Origin of the sequence: Chitinimonas arctica (assembly GCF_007431345.1) — a bacterium.
Classification (GTDB): domain Bacteria; phylum Pseudomonadota; class Gammaproteobacteria; order Burkholderiales; family Chitinimonadaceae; genus Chitinimonas; species Chitinimonas arctica.
The window spans coordinates 255415-270052 of sequence record NZ_CP041730.1; the positions used below are offsets into that span (position 1 = coordinate 255415).

Consider the following 14638-nt stretch of genomic DNA (forward strand, 5'->3'; position numbering starts at 1 on the left):
GAATGGGGGAAGACGGGTCATTCGTCTGCAGTCAACTCTTCGAGGTAGTCTTTAATCGCCTGCAGGATTTCGTCACGCTGCATATCTTCCTTGAAGCAGTCTCTCGAGAGCAACCTCATGGTTTCGGTAAATGCGCGGCCATAGCCATAGCGCAGGTTTTCGGCAAGCCCCAAGGCCTGGACACGGCCGGAAAACCAATCCATCGACACCCAGACCTGATCGATGGTCTGCAGCAATTCACTCATATATTGATCGGCGTTCATACCCCAGGCGGGAAAAACTTGCGTCGTCTTCCTGGCATGTTCCTCAAAGCCGAAGAACAGCAGGATACGGCGCAAGTCCATGATCACCGCCACAAGTCGATTGCCTTCGATGGGCGCCCCCTGGGAGGAAAGCTCGAATGCCAAGGCTCTCAGCAAGGCTTTCAGCTTGCGCTTGCTATCGGGCATGCTTTTCAGTTCCGCGAACCACTGGCTCAAGGAGGTATGCCTGGCGCCGGCACGCTGGTAAAGCGCCTTCAGCTGCGCGAGCGCGGCGGGGCTGGGTTTGCCGAATTCAAGCTGGGCAAACAGCTTCAGCTCCCATTCCTCGTCGCCCATTACGGCGAGCAGCGCCTCTTCAAGCCGCTTGCGACGGCCACCCGTCAGGTTCTTGTCCGTTAGCCAAATACCCAGCAGTAGCGCCATCTGCCCGCTGTCCAGTCCCGCTTCGCGCATGGCCTCGAATGGATTGGCATGATTGGCCAGATCCCCGAATCGACCCAGCAGATCATCCAGCCCAACCGCTTCGACCGCGCTGATATCTTCAACCAGACGGAGCAGATTGGTGCGCGCACGCGCGGTATCCGACTTGGCGTTGCCACGGGCCAGTTCGCGCATGCGGCCGCCCAGTACAAAGCCCATATCTTCCTGGGTTTCGGCCAGCGCGTCTTCGTTCAGTTCCGCCAACTCCTTGCCGACCAGGTCCGAGATGGCGTTGCCTGGAATGATCTGACGGGGTGTTCTATCAGCCCATTTGCCTATGTCGGCATCTGGATCGACGCTGACAATCGGGGTAGACGGTATGAAAACCGGTTTATCAATTTTGTTCATACATCTCCACCTCGCGGTTCGGCTGCTTCAAGCGGTCGACCAGCAATTGCAGATGCCTGTCCAGATCCAACTGGATTTGCACGTAAGCACTATTCAAAATTGCCTGCTTGATGGTCAGGCTCTTGTCCGGTATCACCAGGATTCTGGGTTCCGCCGCGAAGGTATCGATGGCGCGCGCCCAATGTACCGGATTGACCCTAAGTTCCAATTTGCCCTCGTTGATGGAATCGGATACATATTTGCCCAGCTGTTGCAGCAATAGCTCGCCGGCATCGAGTCCACCCACGAGTTCGGCGAAAGCCTGTGCCGCCAATGCCCGTATTTCCTTTTCGAGCCGGACAACGATATGTCGCTCCAGCTGCTGCTCTTGCACCAGCCATTCGACGGCATCCTCGATCGCGTCGCGTTTGGCCTGCTCAACCTCCTTGGCCGCCTGGCGTAGACCTTCGTCCCGCGACCACGCCAGGATGGTTTCGCCCTCGGCCTTGGCCTGCTCCAATTGCCGCAAGGCTTCCTTGCTTATCACGCCGGCACGAAGCTTGGCCCTATCCAGCACCCTATTGGCTTCAAGCATACGATCCAGCTGCTCGCGTTTTACAATCTGCCCCAGCGGAGAGAGGCCCGGTAATACAAGGAGGTCTTGTTGGAATCTGCTCATAGAAAACGTGCCATCCTGATGAAGAACGACATCGGCAGGTCGAATGCGTCGGGTGGCGCATCCATCGCCGGCGGTAGCAACACCGCCAACGCTTGACCTGCCGGGCCTAAATCCAATCGCTGCAGCCAGCCGGCGCCGACCGCGAGTGCATGCGCCGGCAGATCATCGGCAGCAAGCTCGACCATGCTGGCGCCCGCCCCCCTCGGCCAAAGCATCAGGAGCTGATCGCAGCCGCCTCCACCGAGGATGCGCGTCAATGCACGCCGGTATTCACCCATCATCAAGTAAGGTTTGCCGCCCAGCAGGACAAGCCCCATGCCGGTCAACAGCACCGGTAGCCGCGGTTCCAGCGAAAGCAGGTAGCGTGCGTCATCCGGCACCTGGGCCGGCAGCGCGCTAGCGGGGAAGCCACGGCGCTTGATGATCAGTTCATCGAGTGCCTTGCGCACCGAGGACATACGCGCATACTGTTCCCGCCACGCAGCAAGCCCCAGCTGCTCCCACCATGGCTCGGCCATCCATGCGCCGGGCTGCCAGGCCAATTGGTGCATGCGGGTGACTTCCGGCAGCGGGGACAGCATCATCGCTCACGCTTTCTCAGCAAAAACAGGGCGCCCAGTACCAGGACCAAGGCGCTCAAGCCGGCAAACAGCCAAAGGCGGATATCCGCCGATTCGGTAAAGGATGAGGTAGCCGGCTGTTTGGCGGGCCGATGGGCGGCCGTTTCGGCCGATGTGGGCACGGCAGCCGCGATGGGGGTCGGCACCGAAGCCGAATAGCGAAATACCGCCGCTTGCATCACCACGCTGATATTTTCAGGCAGCAGGTTGGGGATCGCATCGTGGATAAGGCTTTTGATCTCCCCCTCGCGGGTAGCCAGATTCACCTCCGGGTTGTATTTTATAAATACCGACGCCGAGGGCTGGCTAACTTCGCGGCTATTGGTTTCCTTGGATTCCGCAATGGAAACCATGGACAGGATCACGCCATCCATGCCCGATAGCATTTTTTCCAGCTGCTGTTCTTTCAGATAGACCATCTTGGCCTGTTCCTGCGCGGGAGAAGTGACCAATTGATTGGAAGGAAACAATTCGTTCATCCCGTCGCGTTTTCGCTCGGGAAGCCCGTTCTGCCGTAAAACTTCCACCGCATCGACAAATTGACCCTTATCCACGTGGATGGCCACCGAACCGCTTTTAATGGGCACCTTATCGGCGTTGATCTTTTTAAGCATCAGCACCGCCATCATCCGGTTGGCTTCTTCTTCAGGCAAATTACTGTATAGCTCGACCTTGCATGCGCTCAGAAAAAGCACCAACAACCATACCCATTTTTTGCCTTGCAAAAACGACTTCATTGCAAATTGACCAATTTATTGATGGACTGGGATAGCGAGCCGGCAACCTTCGAGGTCATTTCAACATCCAGCACCATTTTCATCAGCTTTGTTTGCGCGTCCAGCATCGCTTTGGGATCGGCAAATTGACCCATGGTCGGCTTACCGCTTTCCATTGCCTCGCTGAGCCCCAGTGCATGCGTTTGGATGTCTTTCAGAATCGAGGTTTCGGCACCCGGCTGTCCATAAAGCGCACGATTGAATTTTTCGATATCCGCAGGGTCGATACTTTCCAGGCGCGGCTTGACGGGATCCACCGACGCCGATGCCGAGGCCATATTCAGTGCTTCAATTGCTGCCATTTTTCGCTTCCCTGAGGTTTTGTCATGGATTGATCGGGTGCGGCGTGGGCATCCTGGCCGGCCAGTTCACCGCTCGGGCCATGGGTAATCATGGCGCGCAGCAGCAAGGCATGCGCGCTGTCCAATCCGGCCAGGCTTTCCAGCGCCTGCCCGGCCTTGCCTATGCTCCACAGCAGTACGGCGCCGCTCATTGCTCTATCTTCCATATCCTCGATCAGCCAAGGGAGGGCATTTAAAAGATCGGACACTTCAAGCTGCATACCATGGTTGACCGCCGCGAAAGCCGCTTCAACCAGCAGCTGGCGATCCTCTTGAGTAAGGGTACTCATATCTTGGCAATAATCCCCATGACCATGTCTTTGACCATCTTCATCACCGCGCTATTGAAACCGATGAAAACCGAGTATTGCTGCAGCGCGAACTGAACCTTGACCAACTTGGCGGGATTATTCAAATCATCCCCGGTCATCATGGACTGCACACTTTTGCCGGATTGGTCGGTCAAGCGCTCAAGATTGCCGACGATGCTTTCGATATCCATACCGTTCTTCTTTTCCGTTCAAGCCAAACAAGAGATTTACGCTACAGACAATACCGGCGGCGCCAAATCAAAGGAAGTATTGACTTCCGGCTGCCGTCCTTGGCGCAATTCGGTGGGGCTGCGCTGATAGCGCTTTTTGAAGCTATCGGTAAAATGGGCATGGTTGCTGAAGCCACATTCGAAAGCAATATCGATTACGCGCATTTCCGTGGTCAATAATAGCTTCCTGGCGAGATTCAGGCGACGCTCCAATAACCAATGCTTGGCCGACATGCCGAATTTTTCATGAAACAGGAAATTCAGCTTACGGACCGGCAAACCAAGTTCGTCGGCAAATTGTGTCACGGTCCACGGCTTGCAGAAATTCGCTTCGATAAAATCAAAGAAACCTTGATCACCCGCCACGCACTGTTTCAACAGCGCGGTGAAATACGTCTTGTCGCAACCCAGGCAATAAGCATAGATAAAATGCAGCATGGCGGCGGGGCTGGCCTCCGCCAATAGGAGTGCGACATTGATCAATGCCTCATCCACCTGTATCTGGCGCAAGGCGGCCGGCTTGAACATCGAGACTGGCGCATCGTCCAGCAGATCGATTACGCCCAGGTAAAGATCCTGAAAATCGCCCACGTGAAATACAAAAGGCTTCCAATTTTCCGTATCCGAGGCAATTAATGCCTTGTCATCGGTGAGCACCAAACTATTGGGTTGGATAGTGTGTAGTTCGCCTTTTACGCGAACTTCGCTGGCCTGCTTGAATAAGATCAATTGCACTGTCATCACATCATCCGATTGGTTGGAAGCATGGGGCGAATGATTACCCGGCCGTCGCAAGTGACACATCAGGTATTCACCTGAACCGACGGCGCCGGACCTAATCTACATGCGGCCTGGAACGGTACTCACGACAGGAATGCGGCTGCTGCACGAGTCATTTCTCCCCACCGCGGTGGATATAGTGCGGCGGCTGGCGTAGCGTACGGACCGCCCGGCGAAGGGTCGCCAGGGTGAGCAAGGCGGAAAAGCCGGGCGGAATAGATCAAGCAGGGAAACGCTGACTTCACCCCGGGCAATAACGATCGTGCGAATTCGTTGCCCCTTAGGCTCATACCCCCAGCCTCCTCCACTGGAAGCTGCCGGGGGCTGAGTTGCACTTCCGGCCTTCGCCATCCCACAGGGCATCCTGAGGCATATCGCGCCGGGTAGTGCTCAATCCAACTTGTTCACACCTACCTACACGATACGTGTCAATGGCGGCCGGCTGAGCTTTTGCATGGCCGCCGCAGGTGGTTCGGCCAGGGTCATTTCGGCGCCCGATATGCCGGTCTTGATGGTCCGGATAAACATATCCAATGCAGCCTCCAGCCGCTGCAAATTCAAGCCGGCAATGGGAAGGGAGTGATACATCATCAAAAGCTCGGAATCGGCGTCATAGCCCACGCCGGGTTTGTAGCCCGCGAGGGGATACAGGGCCATCGTCAGGGCGGTCCTTATCCATGCTGGGGAGGCGGTTTCCAGTAATTGTTCATGCAAGGGGGAAATCATGATCAGGCGCTGTCCTTCGCGATCACGCCGCAGGGTAAGCGGATATTCCTTATCGATCTTCAGATGGCAAAATCCGTCGTCGTCGAATTGCAGCCCCGACAAGCCAATGGCGGTTCCGAATTCGGTTAGCAAACGGTCAAAAATCATGGCGACATCCTAGGGATTGATGAAATAGTCCTACTACGATATCCCCTGGTCCCCAAAGACATTATCGGATTCCGGTTGCACCTTTCAGTTCCTGTTCTGTTCACCACGGCTTCATCAAGCCGCGCAATGCTGCTCGCTACTCATTCGATAGTCGCAACCATAAAGCACCGCAAGCGGCAGGCGTTCCAGTAGATCGGCGACGTTCAGCCATTCCTTTTCCAGGCGCAGGGCCAGCCCACTCACCACGTCCGTACAGTTCAAAGGCAGGATGCCGGCCGGGATCTGCACCGCCGTGTCGGCCCAGGCGGAGGGAGCGATGGCCGGCTCGGTGGCTTGCGGCATCAGTGGCAGCGGCAATCGCGGCAGAATGACCAACAGGCATTCGTCGCCGGCCTGGCGCAGGAAGGCCAGCACCCGTTCGGCGTGGATACCCCTGAGCAGCAAGGGCTGATAGTTGCCTTGCAGCAATAAGGCCGGCCGATTGCGGCGCAGTTGCAGCAATCGGTGTATGACAGCCTGCTTCAGCCTGCCATCGCGCCAGTTGCGCCGCAGCTCGGTCCAATATGCCGCATCCTGCTTGCCCTGCACCCGGGCCAGCGCGGCAATACGGGGCGGGTAGTCGATGGGACGCCGACTATCCGGTCCGACCAGGCTCCAATCCCAGAATTCCGTGCCCTGGTAGAGGTCGGGCACACCGGGCGCCGTGTAATGCAGCACGGTCTGGGTGAGTCCGTTGACGGCGGCGGCGGGGGCGATGCGGCGTACCATGGCGATGATTTCCCCGAGAAAGCGGCTGCCCGACGCCAGTACCGCATGGCGGAACTTGGTCACCGCTTCATCGTAGGCACGATCGGGCACGTATCCCATGCCTTGCAACTTGCCTTCGTGCTCGGCTTTTTGCTGCCACGCGCCGATACGGCCGGCAAATTCGATCAGCGCCGGGTCGCCTTCCCTCTCCAGGTCGGCCGGCCATGCTCCCAGCAGGGTCTGGTAAAACATGACCTCATCCGCGATCGTCGGCGCCTCGCCCTCGGCAAGACAGCTGCGAAAAGGCGCATGCGCACCCAGCCAGCGGTCGATTTGCGCCACCCATTCCTCCGCCATTTCACTCAATACCGCCAGACGGGCACGTACATCCGCGCCGCATTTATGATCGTGGGTAGCGAGGGTAAGCATGCCGAGCGGCGTGTGCTGCCGACGCTTGGCGTTGCCCGCGTGGAAGTCGGCGACGGAATAAGCGAATCGCCCCGGGTCGCTACCCACCTCGTTGCGCGACAGGAGCAGTCCAAGGTGATAGGAGGCACGGTCCTCGAACGCGGCGGCCGAGACAGGCGAGGTCAACAGCTGGAACCGCCGCAACGCCAGCATGCGGCCGGCGGCAAGGGCAGGCCCCGCGCCGACCATCCAGCCCGCCACCTGGTCGAGGGCCGCATGGTCCACCTGGCGCAAGGTCGAACGGGCAGCGGCGAGCGCCTGGGCAAAGACGGCGGCATCGAGGGGTGAGTGGCCGCGGCGGTCCGCATAGATTCGATACTGCGGAAAATACACCACCAGTTCGATCAGTACCCGCCGCAATGCGTGAAAACTGATATCGCGGCTGCGATGGTCGAGACAGGCCAAGGCATGCAGCGCGCGGGTCGCGGCATCCAGATCGGCGGCGAAGTTTTCCGTGAGTACTTTGCGGCGTGCCAGCCATGCCTGTCCGGCGAAATCCTTCTGAGCCAGTCCGCCCAGCCACTGGTGCCAACCATTGCGTAGCGCCGGCACGCCCTTCGGGTCATGGAGCACCCCGGCTACCTCGTTCATGAAATCATATCCGGTGGTGCCGTCGAGTTGCCAATCCTCGCGCAGCCGTTCGCCGTCGGTCAGGATCTTTTCGGCGACCAGCCATGGCCGCCCATTGGGTGCGCCGGCCGGACGCAGTATGGTCAGCTCGCTGAGACGTCGCCGTAGTTTGCGGCAATAGCCGGCCGGATCGGTCAGGCCATCGATGAATTCTATGCGCAATCCATCGATCAGCCCTTCCGCATAGAGCCGAAAGTAAAGGGCGTGGCTGCATTCGAACACATCGTCGCGCTCCACGCTCAGCGCGGCGAGATGGAAGGCGCCAAAGCACCGTCGCCAATTGATCTCGTCATTGGCCAGGCGCCAGCTGGCCAGGCGGTAGTGTTGCTCCTCCAGCAGTTGGTGGAGGCGTCCTCTTCCCGTCGCCGAGCTTGGATCATGCTGCGCCAGCAGGCCTTCCAGGGTGGTACGGCCGCCTTCTCCCTCGAAATGGTCCCGGCACCGTCCATAGGCGATTTCGCAGGCCTGGGCCCGGACAGCGGCGCAGTCCACATTCGCCATGGCGGCGGCAAAGGCTTGCGCCAGCGAACGGCCGACTTCGGTACCGATGGCATCGAACAGGCGGATCAAGCTGGCCGCATTGAGTGGATAGCGATGGCCGGAATAGGCGATCTGCAGGCGTCCGGCGGGGCGCTCGTATACCAGCCGCAATTCGCCGTTCGCCAATGTTTCGCCGTAACTGGCGTTCAGGAAAGGCGCCAACACCTTGCCCTGGCCGGTAAGCGGGCTATCCCAATCGATATCGAAGAAAGCCGCCCGGTCGCTGGTTCGTCCAAACTCCAGTACTTCATACCACCATTGATTTTCCGCCCCGCCCACATACATATAGTTAGGCACGATATCGATGACCAGGCCCATCTCGCGCTGCCGCAGGCAGCGGACCAGGCGGCGCAGGCCGGTTTCCCCGCCCAGTTCCGGATTGACCCGGCTCGTATCGACCACGTCGTAGCCATCCGGCGACGCGGGCATGGCGGTGGTGATAGGAGAAAGATAGAGGTGGCTGATGCCCAGATCGGCGTAGTAGTCGATCAGGCCGCACACCGATGCGAAATTGAAATCCCGATGCAATTGCAGGCGCAATGTGGCCAATGGCGCCGCCATAAGACCCCCTAGAAAATGGATAACAGCGACTCGACCGTGGCAGCGGGCGGAACCCCGCCTAATTCAGCAAGCTATGTACCAGCACCGAGCCGCGCTCCACCCCGGATGACTGCGCGCCCGACAGAGGGGGTTCGGTATGGCGCTGCAGTGCCTTTCGCATGGCGTCGAGTGGACAGACCAGCACCATCAAGGCAGCGATAGCGGCCAAGGACTGGCCGATTTCCGCTCGATATTCCGCCGCCAGCTGGACAATCGGCAACAATGGCCAACGGTCGGGGCCGGCGGCGATGACAATATCGCTCCCGTTTAGATAGACCGCGCGCCGGCCCGCATCGATATGCGCCTGGAGCGGACCGCAATCGACTGTTTCGGCGAACAATACCGGCTCCGTGCCGGCGGGCAATTGCGCTGCCGCGAGGCTATCCGCGGCATGCAGGACCACGGCGCGCGTGGCGCTATGAAGCAATAGCCGCGCCGCCCGTCCATTGGATGGCGGGCCGGCGTGGTTGCCCAATAGTATCGCCACGTCACAGCGGTCAAAGGCTAGACCCTGCACCAGCACATCATCCTGGCTCAGTTCCAGCACTACGGCTTCCGTATCGATCGCGCTCAGCACGCTGCGGCTGGCATTGAATGCGCTGCAGCCTTGGCGATCGACCCGCCGGCCGCGGGCAAGCACGCCGTAGCGGTTGGCGTGGCCGGTACGCAATCCCTGTTCACCCAGGGCCGCCGCCACCAGCGCGGCTGCGCTGGTGGCCGGTTCGCCCAGGAGGGCGACCAGCGGGATGCGGCTGGCTTGCGACGAGACGAACCAACGTTCCAGCAGCGCCGAGCCGGCCAAGCCGACCGCGTGCGCCGACCAGGGCCGGCCAGGCCGGCCGGCTTCGGGATTGACATCGACAAGCGCCCCGCCCTGCGCCAGCAGGGGTTGCGCCGGGTCGCGGCAAACCAGATCGACACAGGCAACGGTCAAACCTATGCATTGCACCGCCCGAATGCAATCGTCCGCATTGTCCGGATGCAAGCGTACTTCGCCCTTGTCCAGCGCCGTCTCGCCGGGCCGCCGCGCGGCCTCGACCACCCGGCCGTCCGCCACCAGTACCTGGTAGCCCTGCCCTTCCACATAGCGTTCCACCATGACGCGCGGCGTCAGTGCAGCGGCGTGAAAGAAGGCCTGCCTGAGTTGCGGCTCGGTAACGATGCGCAGACAGCACCCTTCGCCCAACTCGCCTCGTCCGGGCCGAACCGCGACCAGCCCCCCCAGCTGGACGGCCAATGCCAACGCGGCTTCGTAGCTCTCGGCAACGCCTCCCTCCGGCACCGGCAACCCAGCATCGTGCAGCAGCGACTTGCTCAACTCGCGATTGCAGGCGATACCCAGCGCCACCGGGCAATCCTGGCCGGATAAGCCGGCATGCAGGCGATGCTGCTTGCTGCCCCATCCCAGCTGGTAAAGCGGGTAGACGGCGGCATTCTGGTAGAGTTTGAAATAGGGTACGCCACTTGCGTAGGCGGCATCGATAATGGCCTGGGTCAGGCTACAGGGCGTGAGTTCCGCACCCAGCACCGCCAGGCAAACGGCAAGATCGACGGTCTCGCCGCTTATCAGGCGCGCGACCAGGCGTACCGCCTGCTCCAGCACCTGGCCAGCCAGTGCTCCGTCGCGACAGGCGCAGGCCAGCAGGCTGTTGTCGATACGCCGCTCGAATCCTTCCAGGCACACCAGGGATGCATCACGGCCCAGGCGATGGTGCAGCGCAACCACCACGTGCTCGATCACATGCACTACCGTGTCGTCGCCGTCCTCCTCATCCAGGTCCAACTGCAGCCCCCACCCGGCCCTCCTCCGAGCGGAAGCGCCTGCAGGCAGCGATAGCGCGCCAGTTCGGGAAGGCAGGCACAAAGCGAAGCACTGAAACCTGGTACGGCATTCACCGATAAATATTGCCAGTTGGCCATATCCAGTACCGCAATCAGGCATGGCTGCTTCGAGTAGATACTGGGACCATCGAAAAAATGCTGCTCGACAATCCTGATCATATTGGCCGTGTCGCGGTCGGCTTCGACAGGGGTGGGGAAAATTGGGTTTGTCATCATGGGTTTCGCGCCTGAGAAAGCTCGCTGTCTACGAGTATTTGATCGGATGCGTTTTTGCGCTGGGTACGGTCCAGCTACCGGCAAGCGCCATACCCGGGGCGCAGGCTGGTGAACGGGTCGCGTAATATCGAAGCGGAAAATGCAATGCGCCGATCACGGCCGTGGCCAAGCCGGGCCCACTGGCATGTTTACCGGTAATTTCTGCCGGGAAATTCGGAACCAATCCGTACGCGGCCTCAGGGCAGGCTGCGCAGATCAGCCGCCAGCGCGGCAGCGATGCCGGCCTGGGCCTGGGCGTGCGCTTCGAACAAGGCACCATAGCTATCATCGCGACAGCGCACCCTTTGCCCGGACTGGCCGCTGCGCACTAGCCGATGTTGGGCATCATAGATCGACCAGGCCACGGTCTCGCTGGCGGCCAGGCCCAATTCGGAGTCGAAGCGGATCACATCCAGGGCCACCCGATAGCGCGCGCCATTGGCGCCGGCCTGGCCCTGGGTGAAAACCGGACGGCCCAGCAAGCGGCCCAGCCGCGCCGCCATGGCCGCGGCGATATCGGCCTTGGGTGGCTGCAGCCAGCGCAACTGCTCTCGTATTTCAATGTCCGCGCCCCGCCGCAGCACCAACTGCGGGCGGTCTATCGCTTCGGGAATGGTCAGCGGGCCGAGGGCGATCCGCGCTTCCGCCGCTGCAATGGCCGTGCTGTCGGCTGTGTCCGGCACCAGGCTGAAGAACCGGGCCGGCGGCGTCGTACCGCAAGCGGCCAGCAAGAGGCAGGCAAAAAAGGTCGCTTGGCAAGGACCAGGCTTCATGGCGGATCCTCCGGCTTACCCCGCAACAGGGTCTCGGGATGGCGTTCCAGGTAATCGGTGAGATGGCGCAGCGAATCGGCCGCCCGCCTGACATCGTTGAGGGTCGCGCGCAGATCCTGCTGCAAGGGCGCCTCATCGGCCAGAACGCGCTCGGCCGCGCCGAAGGTCTGCTGCGCTTGCTGCAAGGTTGCCTTGGCTTGCGGGGCCAGTTCCTCGTCCAGCCGTTTGGCCAATTTACCCGCCGCCTTGATGCTGTGATCGAGATCCTGCAAGGCACGGCGCAGATCGCGGCTCAAGCCGTCGAAGGGAATCCGGTCCAGCTTGCCGACGATGCTGGCAACCGAGTCCTGGATCTGGCCCAGGCTGCCGGCCCTGGTAGGCAGCCGCGCGGGTTCATGGGACCTGTCGATGCGCCCCGCGGCTTCCTTGCGGAAGAAATCCAGTGCCACATACATCTGGCCGGTAAGGAGATTGGCCGAGCGCAATTGCGCGCGCATGCCGTCGGCGACCATGCTGTCCAGCAGGCGGTCCTGGCCGATATCGGCCGGCGGACGACGGAAGTAGGTGCGCATCTGCTCGGGATACAGCACGATATCGACCGGAAAACGGAAGGTCTTGCCTGCTTCATCGTATTCGATGCCGATGGTTTTGACCTCGCCGACCGGTAGGCCGCCCATATCGACGGGCGCACCCACGCCAAGGCCGCGCAGCGTATCGTTGAAGTACAGGCGGTAGTATTGCTCGCCGCCTGCCGCGTGCTTCATGGCTTGCACGCGACTGTCCGCCAGTTCGAAGGCTGTCTCGGCGGGTGCCGGTGCCGCCGGCAAGGCGCCATCCAGGCCGGATTGGAAAGCAATGCCACCACTGATCAAGGTGGCCATGGACTGTGTATCCAGCCGAAAACCATTCGCGTCCACGGTGAAATCCAGCCCGCTGGCTTGCCAGAAACGTGCTTGCGAGGTGACAAAACGGTCGTAAGGCGCCTTGATAAAGATCTCCAGCGTGACGCTCTGACCGCTGGCATCCAATTTGAAGTCGCTGACCTGGCCAACCTGGATGCGCCGGAAATAGATAGGCGAACCGATATCCAGTGAACCGATTTCCTTGGCCCGCAGGACGAATTTCCGCCCGGGCAGATCGAAAGCGACCGCCGGCGGCACTTCCAGGCCGGTAAATTCGCGGCGCTGTTCGGAAGACCGCCCCACTTCCATACCGATATACACGCCTGACACCAGGGTACCCAGACCGGATACACCGCTGAGGGAGATACGCGGCCGCACCACCCAAAAGCGGCTGTCCGCGCGCAGCATGGTGTCGGCGTCACGGGTTGTCTGGGCGGTCACCAGCACCCGGCTCAGATCGGGCGACAGCGCAATACCCCGGACCACGCCGATATCGACATTCTTGTACTTGAGCCGGGTCTTGCCCGCCTCTATCCCTTCCGCGGAAGAAAAACTGATGGTGATGGTGGGACCGTGCCGGGTCAGGCTGTTCCAGGCGAACCAGGCGCCGATCAACGCGGCGATAAGCGGCACCACCCACACCAGGTGCACGCTGCGCAGCTTGACCCGCTTATGTTCGGCATACGGCAACCGCTCCAGTTCGGCGCGCAGCTTATCCACCATGATGCATCACCTGGCTGTCCGGTTGACCGACGGGGTCCCAGATAAGTCGCGAATCGAAGCTCAGCGAGGCAAGCATGGTCAGCACCACCACGGCGCCGAAAGCCAGGGCGCCCGGACCGGCTTCGACACTGGCGAAAGCGTGCATGCGCACCAAGGCAGCCAATAAGGCCACCACATAGATGTCCAACATCGACCAGCGGCCGATGAATTCGATCAGGCGATACAGCCTGGTCCTGACCATGGGTTGCCAACGCGGACGATAGCGAAGGCTGAGCAAGAGCATGACCAGGATCAGCATCTTGAGCATGGGCACCACGATGCTGGCAAAGAACACCAGGATGGCCAAGGGCCAGGAGCCATGGTCCCACAGGTAGAAGACCCCGCTGAGTATGGTATCGGCCTGTTTTCGGGGAAAGCTGTGGGTGGTCATGATGGGCAGCAGATTGGCGGGTACGTACAGCAAGGCGGCGGCGATCAGCAGGGCCCAGGTACGGCTGACGCTGGCGGGTTTGCGCAAATGTATCAAGGCATGGCAGCGCGGACAGCGGCCCGAGCGACGAGCCAGCCTGGCCAATTGCCGACAGACAGGACAGACGGCCAGGCCAAGGCTGGCGGCGCTGATATCGGCGCTCATGACGGGTCGTCCTCCTGCGCCAGCCTGGCCCAGATATCGTCCGGACGGTAGGCGGTAAACATGGCGGACAATACCGGCATCAAGGCGCAGAGCGACCATAGCGACGGCCCGGGTTGTACGCTGCCGTAATTGAACAGTTTGGCGATGGCCACCAGTGCGCCCAATACGAATACCTCCGTCATCGCCCACGGCCGTAGCAGGTGCAGGATTCGCAAGGTCAGCCCGACTCCGCTTGGTTGGAGTCCCAGCATCAAGGGAACGTAAAGGTGCAGCAGCAAGGCCAGCAGTGCCGCAGGGACCAGGATGGTGGTGAAGAGCACGATCAAGGCGATAAAGGGGCGCTCCTGCTGCCACAAGGCCAGCACCGCGCCGGGCAAGCTGACGTCGCTGAGGTTGCCGCGCATATTGATGGTGACGATCTCGAAGCTATTGGCCATCAGAAAAAGGATGGTGGCAGCCCAGAGCAAGGCCAGCGTGACGACCAGGCTATCCGGGCCGGAGCGGAACAGTACCGCGCCGCAACGGATGCAGCCGTGGGTTTCCCGGCCGGTGATGTGCTGCAGGCGCTGCAACAGGTCGCATTCGGGGCAGGCATGCAGTTCCGCGCACTCGGCTTGGGGTTCGGCTTCGGTCGGGGACGCCACGTCGGTCATGAATTTCGGAGCCATTTTCTGTTGGTTGTAGCGGTCGCTTGTCCTGAACCTACCGGGGGACATCCCTTCAACTTCGAACAGCCTGTCGCAAATTGCGGTCCCGCTCGGGTTGGGCCACTAAACGGGTTTCGCGCCCCCCTTTAGGTATAGCGCGGGAGAGCACCGTTTTACCAATCCTGGTCAAGCGGTGG

16 protein-coding genes are annotated in these 14638 nt (G+C 60.7%); all 16 read right to left on the reverse strand.

Annotation, left to right across the window (positions count from 1 at the left end; translation table 11 throughout):
- Nucleotides 1-17: 17 nt before the first annotated feature.
- The 16 genes from FNU76_RS01160 to FNU76_RS01235 all read right to left on the reverse strand — a co-directional run bounded on the left by FNU76_RS01160 (nt 18) and on the right by FNU76_RS01235 (nt 14462).
- The gene (locus FNU76_RS01160) at nt 18-1091 is read right to left on the reverse strand and encodes a TyeA family type III secretion system gatekeeper subunit (RefSeq protein WP_143855994.1); all 1074 of its coding nucleotides are present in this window, start codon (nt 1089-1091) and stop codon (nt 18-20) included.
- Nucleotides 1078-1665, reverse strand: a complete 588-nt coding sequence (locus tag FNU76_RS01165; RefSeq protein ID WP_179958299.1) for a hypothetical protein — start codon at nt 1663-1665, stop codon at nt 1078-1080. The genes FNU76_RS01160 and FNU76_RS01165 overlap by 14 nt, the downstream gene beginning before the upstream one ends.
- An 80-nt stretch (nt 1666-1745) precedes the next feature.
- Complete coding sequence (locus FNU76_RS01170) at nt 1746-2333, reverse strand: type III secretion system domain-containing protein (protein WP_143855996.1); 588 nt, start codon at nt 2331-2333, stop codon at nt 1746-1748.
- Nucleotides 2330-3106 (reverse strand): type III secretion system inner membrane ring lipoprotein SctJ, encoded by a 777-nt coding sequence (sctJ, locus tag FNU76_RS01175; RefSeq protein WP_143855997.1) that lies wholly within the window; start codon nt 3104-3106, stop codon nt 2330-2332. The genes FNU76_RS01170 and sctJ overlap by 4 nt, the downstream gene beginning before the upstream one ends.
- Nucleotides 3103-3447 carry a type III secretion system inner rod subunit SctI gene (gene sctI, locus FNU76_RS01180; RefSeq protein WP_143855998.1) on the reverse strand — a complete coding sequence of 115 codons (345 nt, stop codon included), beginning with the start codon at nt 3445-3447 and terminating at the stop codon, nt 3103-3105. Before sctI ends, sctJ begins: the two co-directional genes overlap by 4 nt.
- Nucleotides 3426-3776: an EscG/YscG/SsaH family type III secretion system needle protein co-chaperone gene (locus tag FNU76_RS01185; RefSeq protein ID WP_143855999.1), complete on the reverse strand. Its 351-nt coding sequence runs from the start codon at nt 3774-3776 to the stop codon at nt 3426-3428. The genes sctI and FNU76_RS01185 overlap by 22 nt, the downstream gene beginning before the upstream one ends.
- Complete coding sequence (gene sctF / locus FNU76_RS01190) at nt 3773-3988, reverse strand: type III secretion system needle filament subunit SctF (protein ID WP_143856000.1); 216 nt, start codon at nt 3986-3988, stop codon at nt 3773-3775. Before sctF ends, FNU76_RS01185 begins: the two co-directional genes overlap by 4 nt.
- A gap of 36 nt (nt 3989-4024) precedes the next feature.
- Nucleotides 4025-4768: a helix-turn-helix transcriptional regulator gene (locus FNU76_RS01195; RefSeq protein ID WP_179958300.1), complete on the reverse strand. Its 744-nt coding sequence runs from the start codon at nt 4766-4768 to the stop codon at nt 4025-4027.
- Between the two features lie 453 nt (nt 4769-5221).
- Nucleotides 5222-5680 (reverse strand): CesT family type III secretion system chaperone, encoded by a 459-nt coding sequence (locus FNU76_RS01200; protein ID WP_143856002.1) that lies wholly within the window; start codon nt 5678-5680, stop codon nt 5222-5224.
- A gap of 114 nt (nt 5681-5794) precedes the next feature.
- Nucleotides 5795-8614 (reverse strand): malto-oligosyltrehalose synthase, encoded by a 2820-nt coding sequence (gene treY, locus FNU76_RS01205; RefSeq protein ID WP_263405643.1) that lies wholly within the window; start codon nt 8612-8614, stop codon nt 5795-5797.
- Between the two features lie 70 nt (nt 8615-8684).
- Nucleotides 8685-10448 (reverse strand): hypothetical protein, encoded by a 1764-nt coding sequence (locus tag FNU76_RS01210; protein ID WP_143856004.1) that lies wholly within the window; start codon nt 10446-10448, stop codon nt 8685-8687.
- Entirely contained in the window at nt 10412-10723 is a 312-nt protein-coding gene (locus FNU76_RS01215) for a hypothetical protein (protein WP_143856005.1), read from the reverse strand. Before FNU76_RS01215 ends, FNU76_RS01210 begins: the two co-directional genes overlap by 37 nt.
- Before the next feature lie 236 nt (nt 10724-10959).
- Entirely contained in the window at nt 10960-11535 is a 576-nt protein-coding gene (locus FNU76_RS01220; protein ID WP_143856006.1) for a PqiC family protein, read from the reverse strand.
- The gene (locus FNU76_RS01225; RefSeq protein ID WP_143856007.1) at nt 11532-13160 is read right to left on the reverse strand and encodes a PqiB family protein; all 1629 of its coding nucleotides are present in this window, start codon (nt 13158-13160) and stop codon (nt 11532-11534) included. Before FNU76_RS01225 ends, FNU76_RS01220 begins: the two co-directional genes overlap by 4 nt.
- A complete protein-coding gene (locus FNU76_RS01230; RefSeq protein ID WP_143856008.1) occupies nt 13150-13794 on the reverse strand; it encodes a paraquat-inducible protein A in 645 nt (214 codons plus the stop codon). Before FNU76_RS01230 ends, FNU76_RS01225 begins: the two co-directional genes overlap by 11 nt.
- The gene (locus FNU76_RS01235) at nt 13791-14462 is read right to left on the reverse strand and encodes a paraquat-inducible protein A (RefSeq protein ID WP_179958301.1); all 672 of its coding nucleotides are present in this window, start codon (nt 14460-14462) and stop codon (nt 13791-13793) included. Before FNU76_RS01235 ends, FNU76_RS01230 begins: the two co-directional genes overlap by 4 nt.
- Nucleotides 14463-14638: the final 176 nt, after the last annotated feature.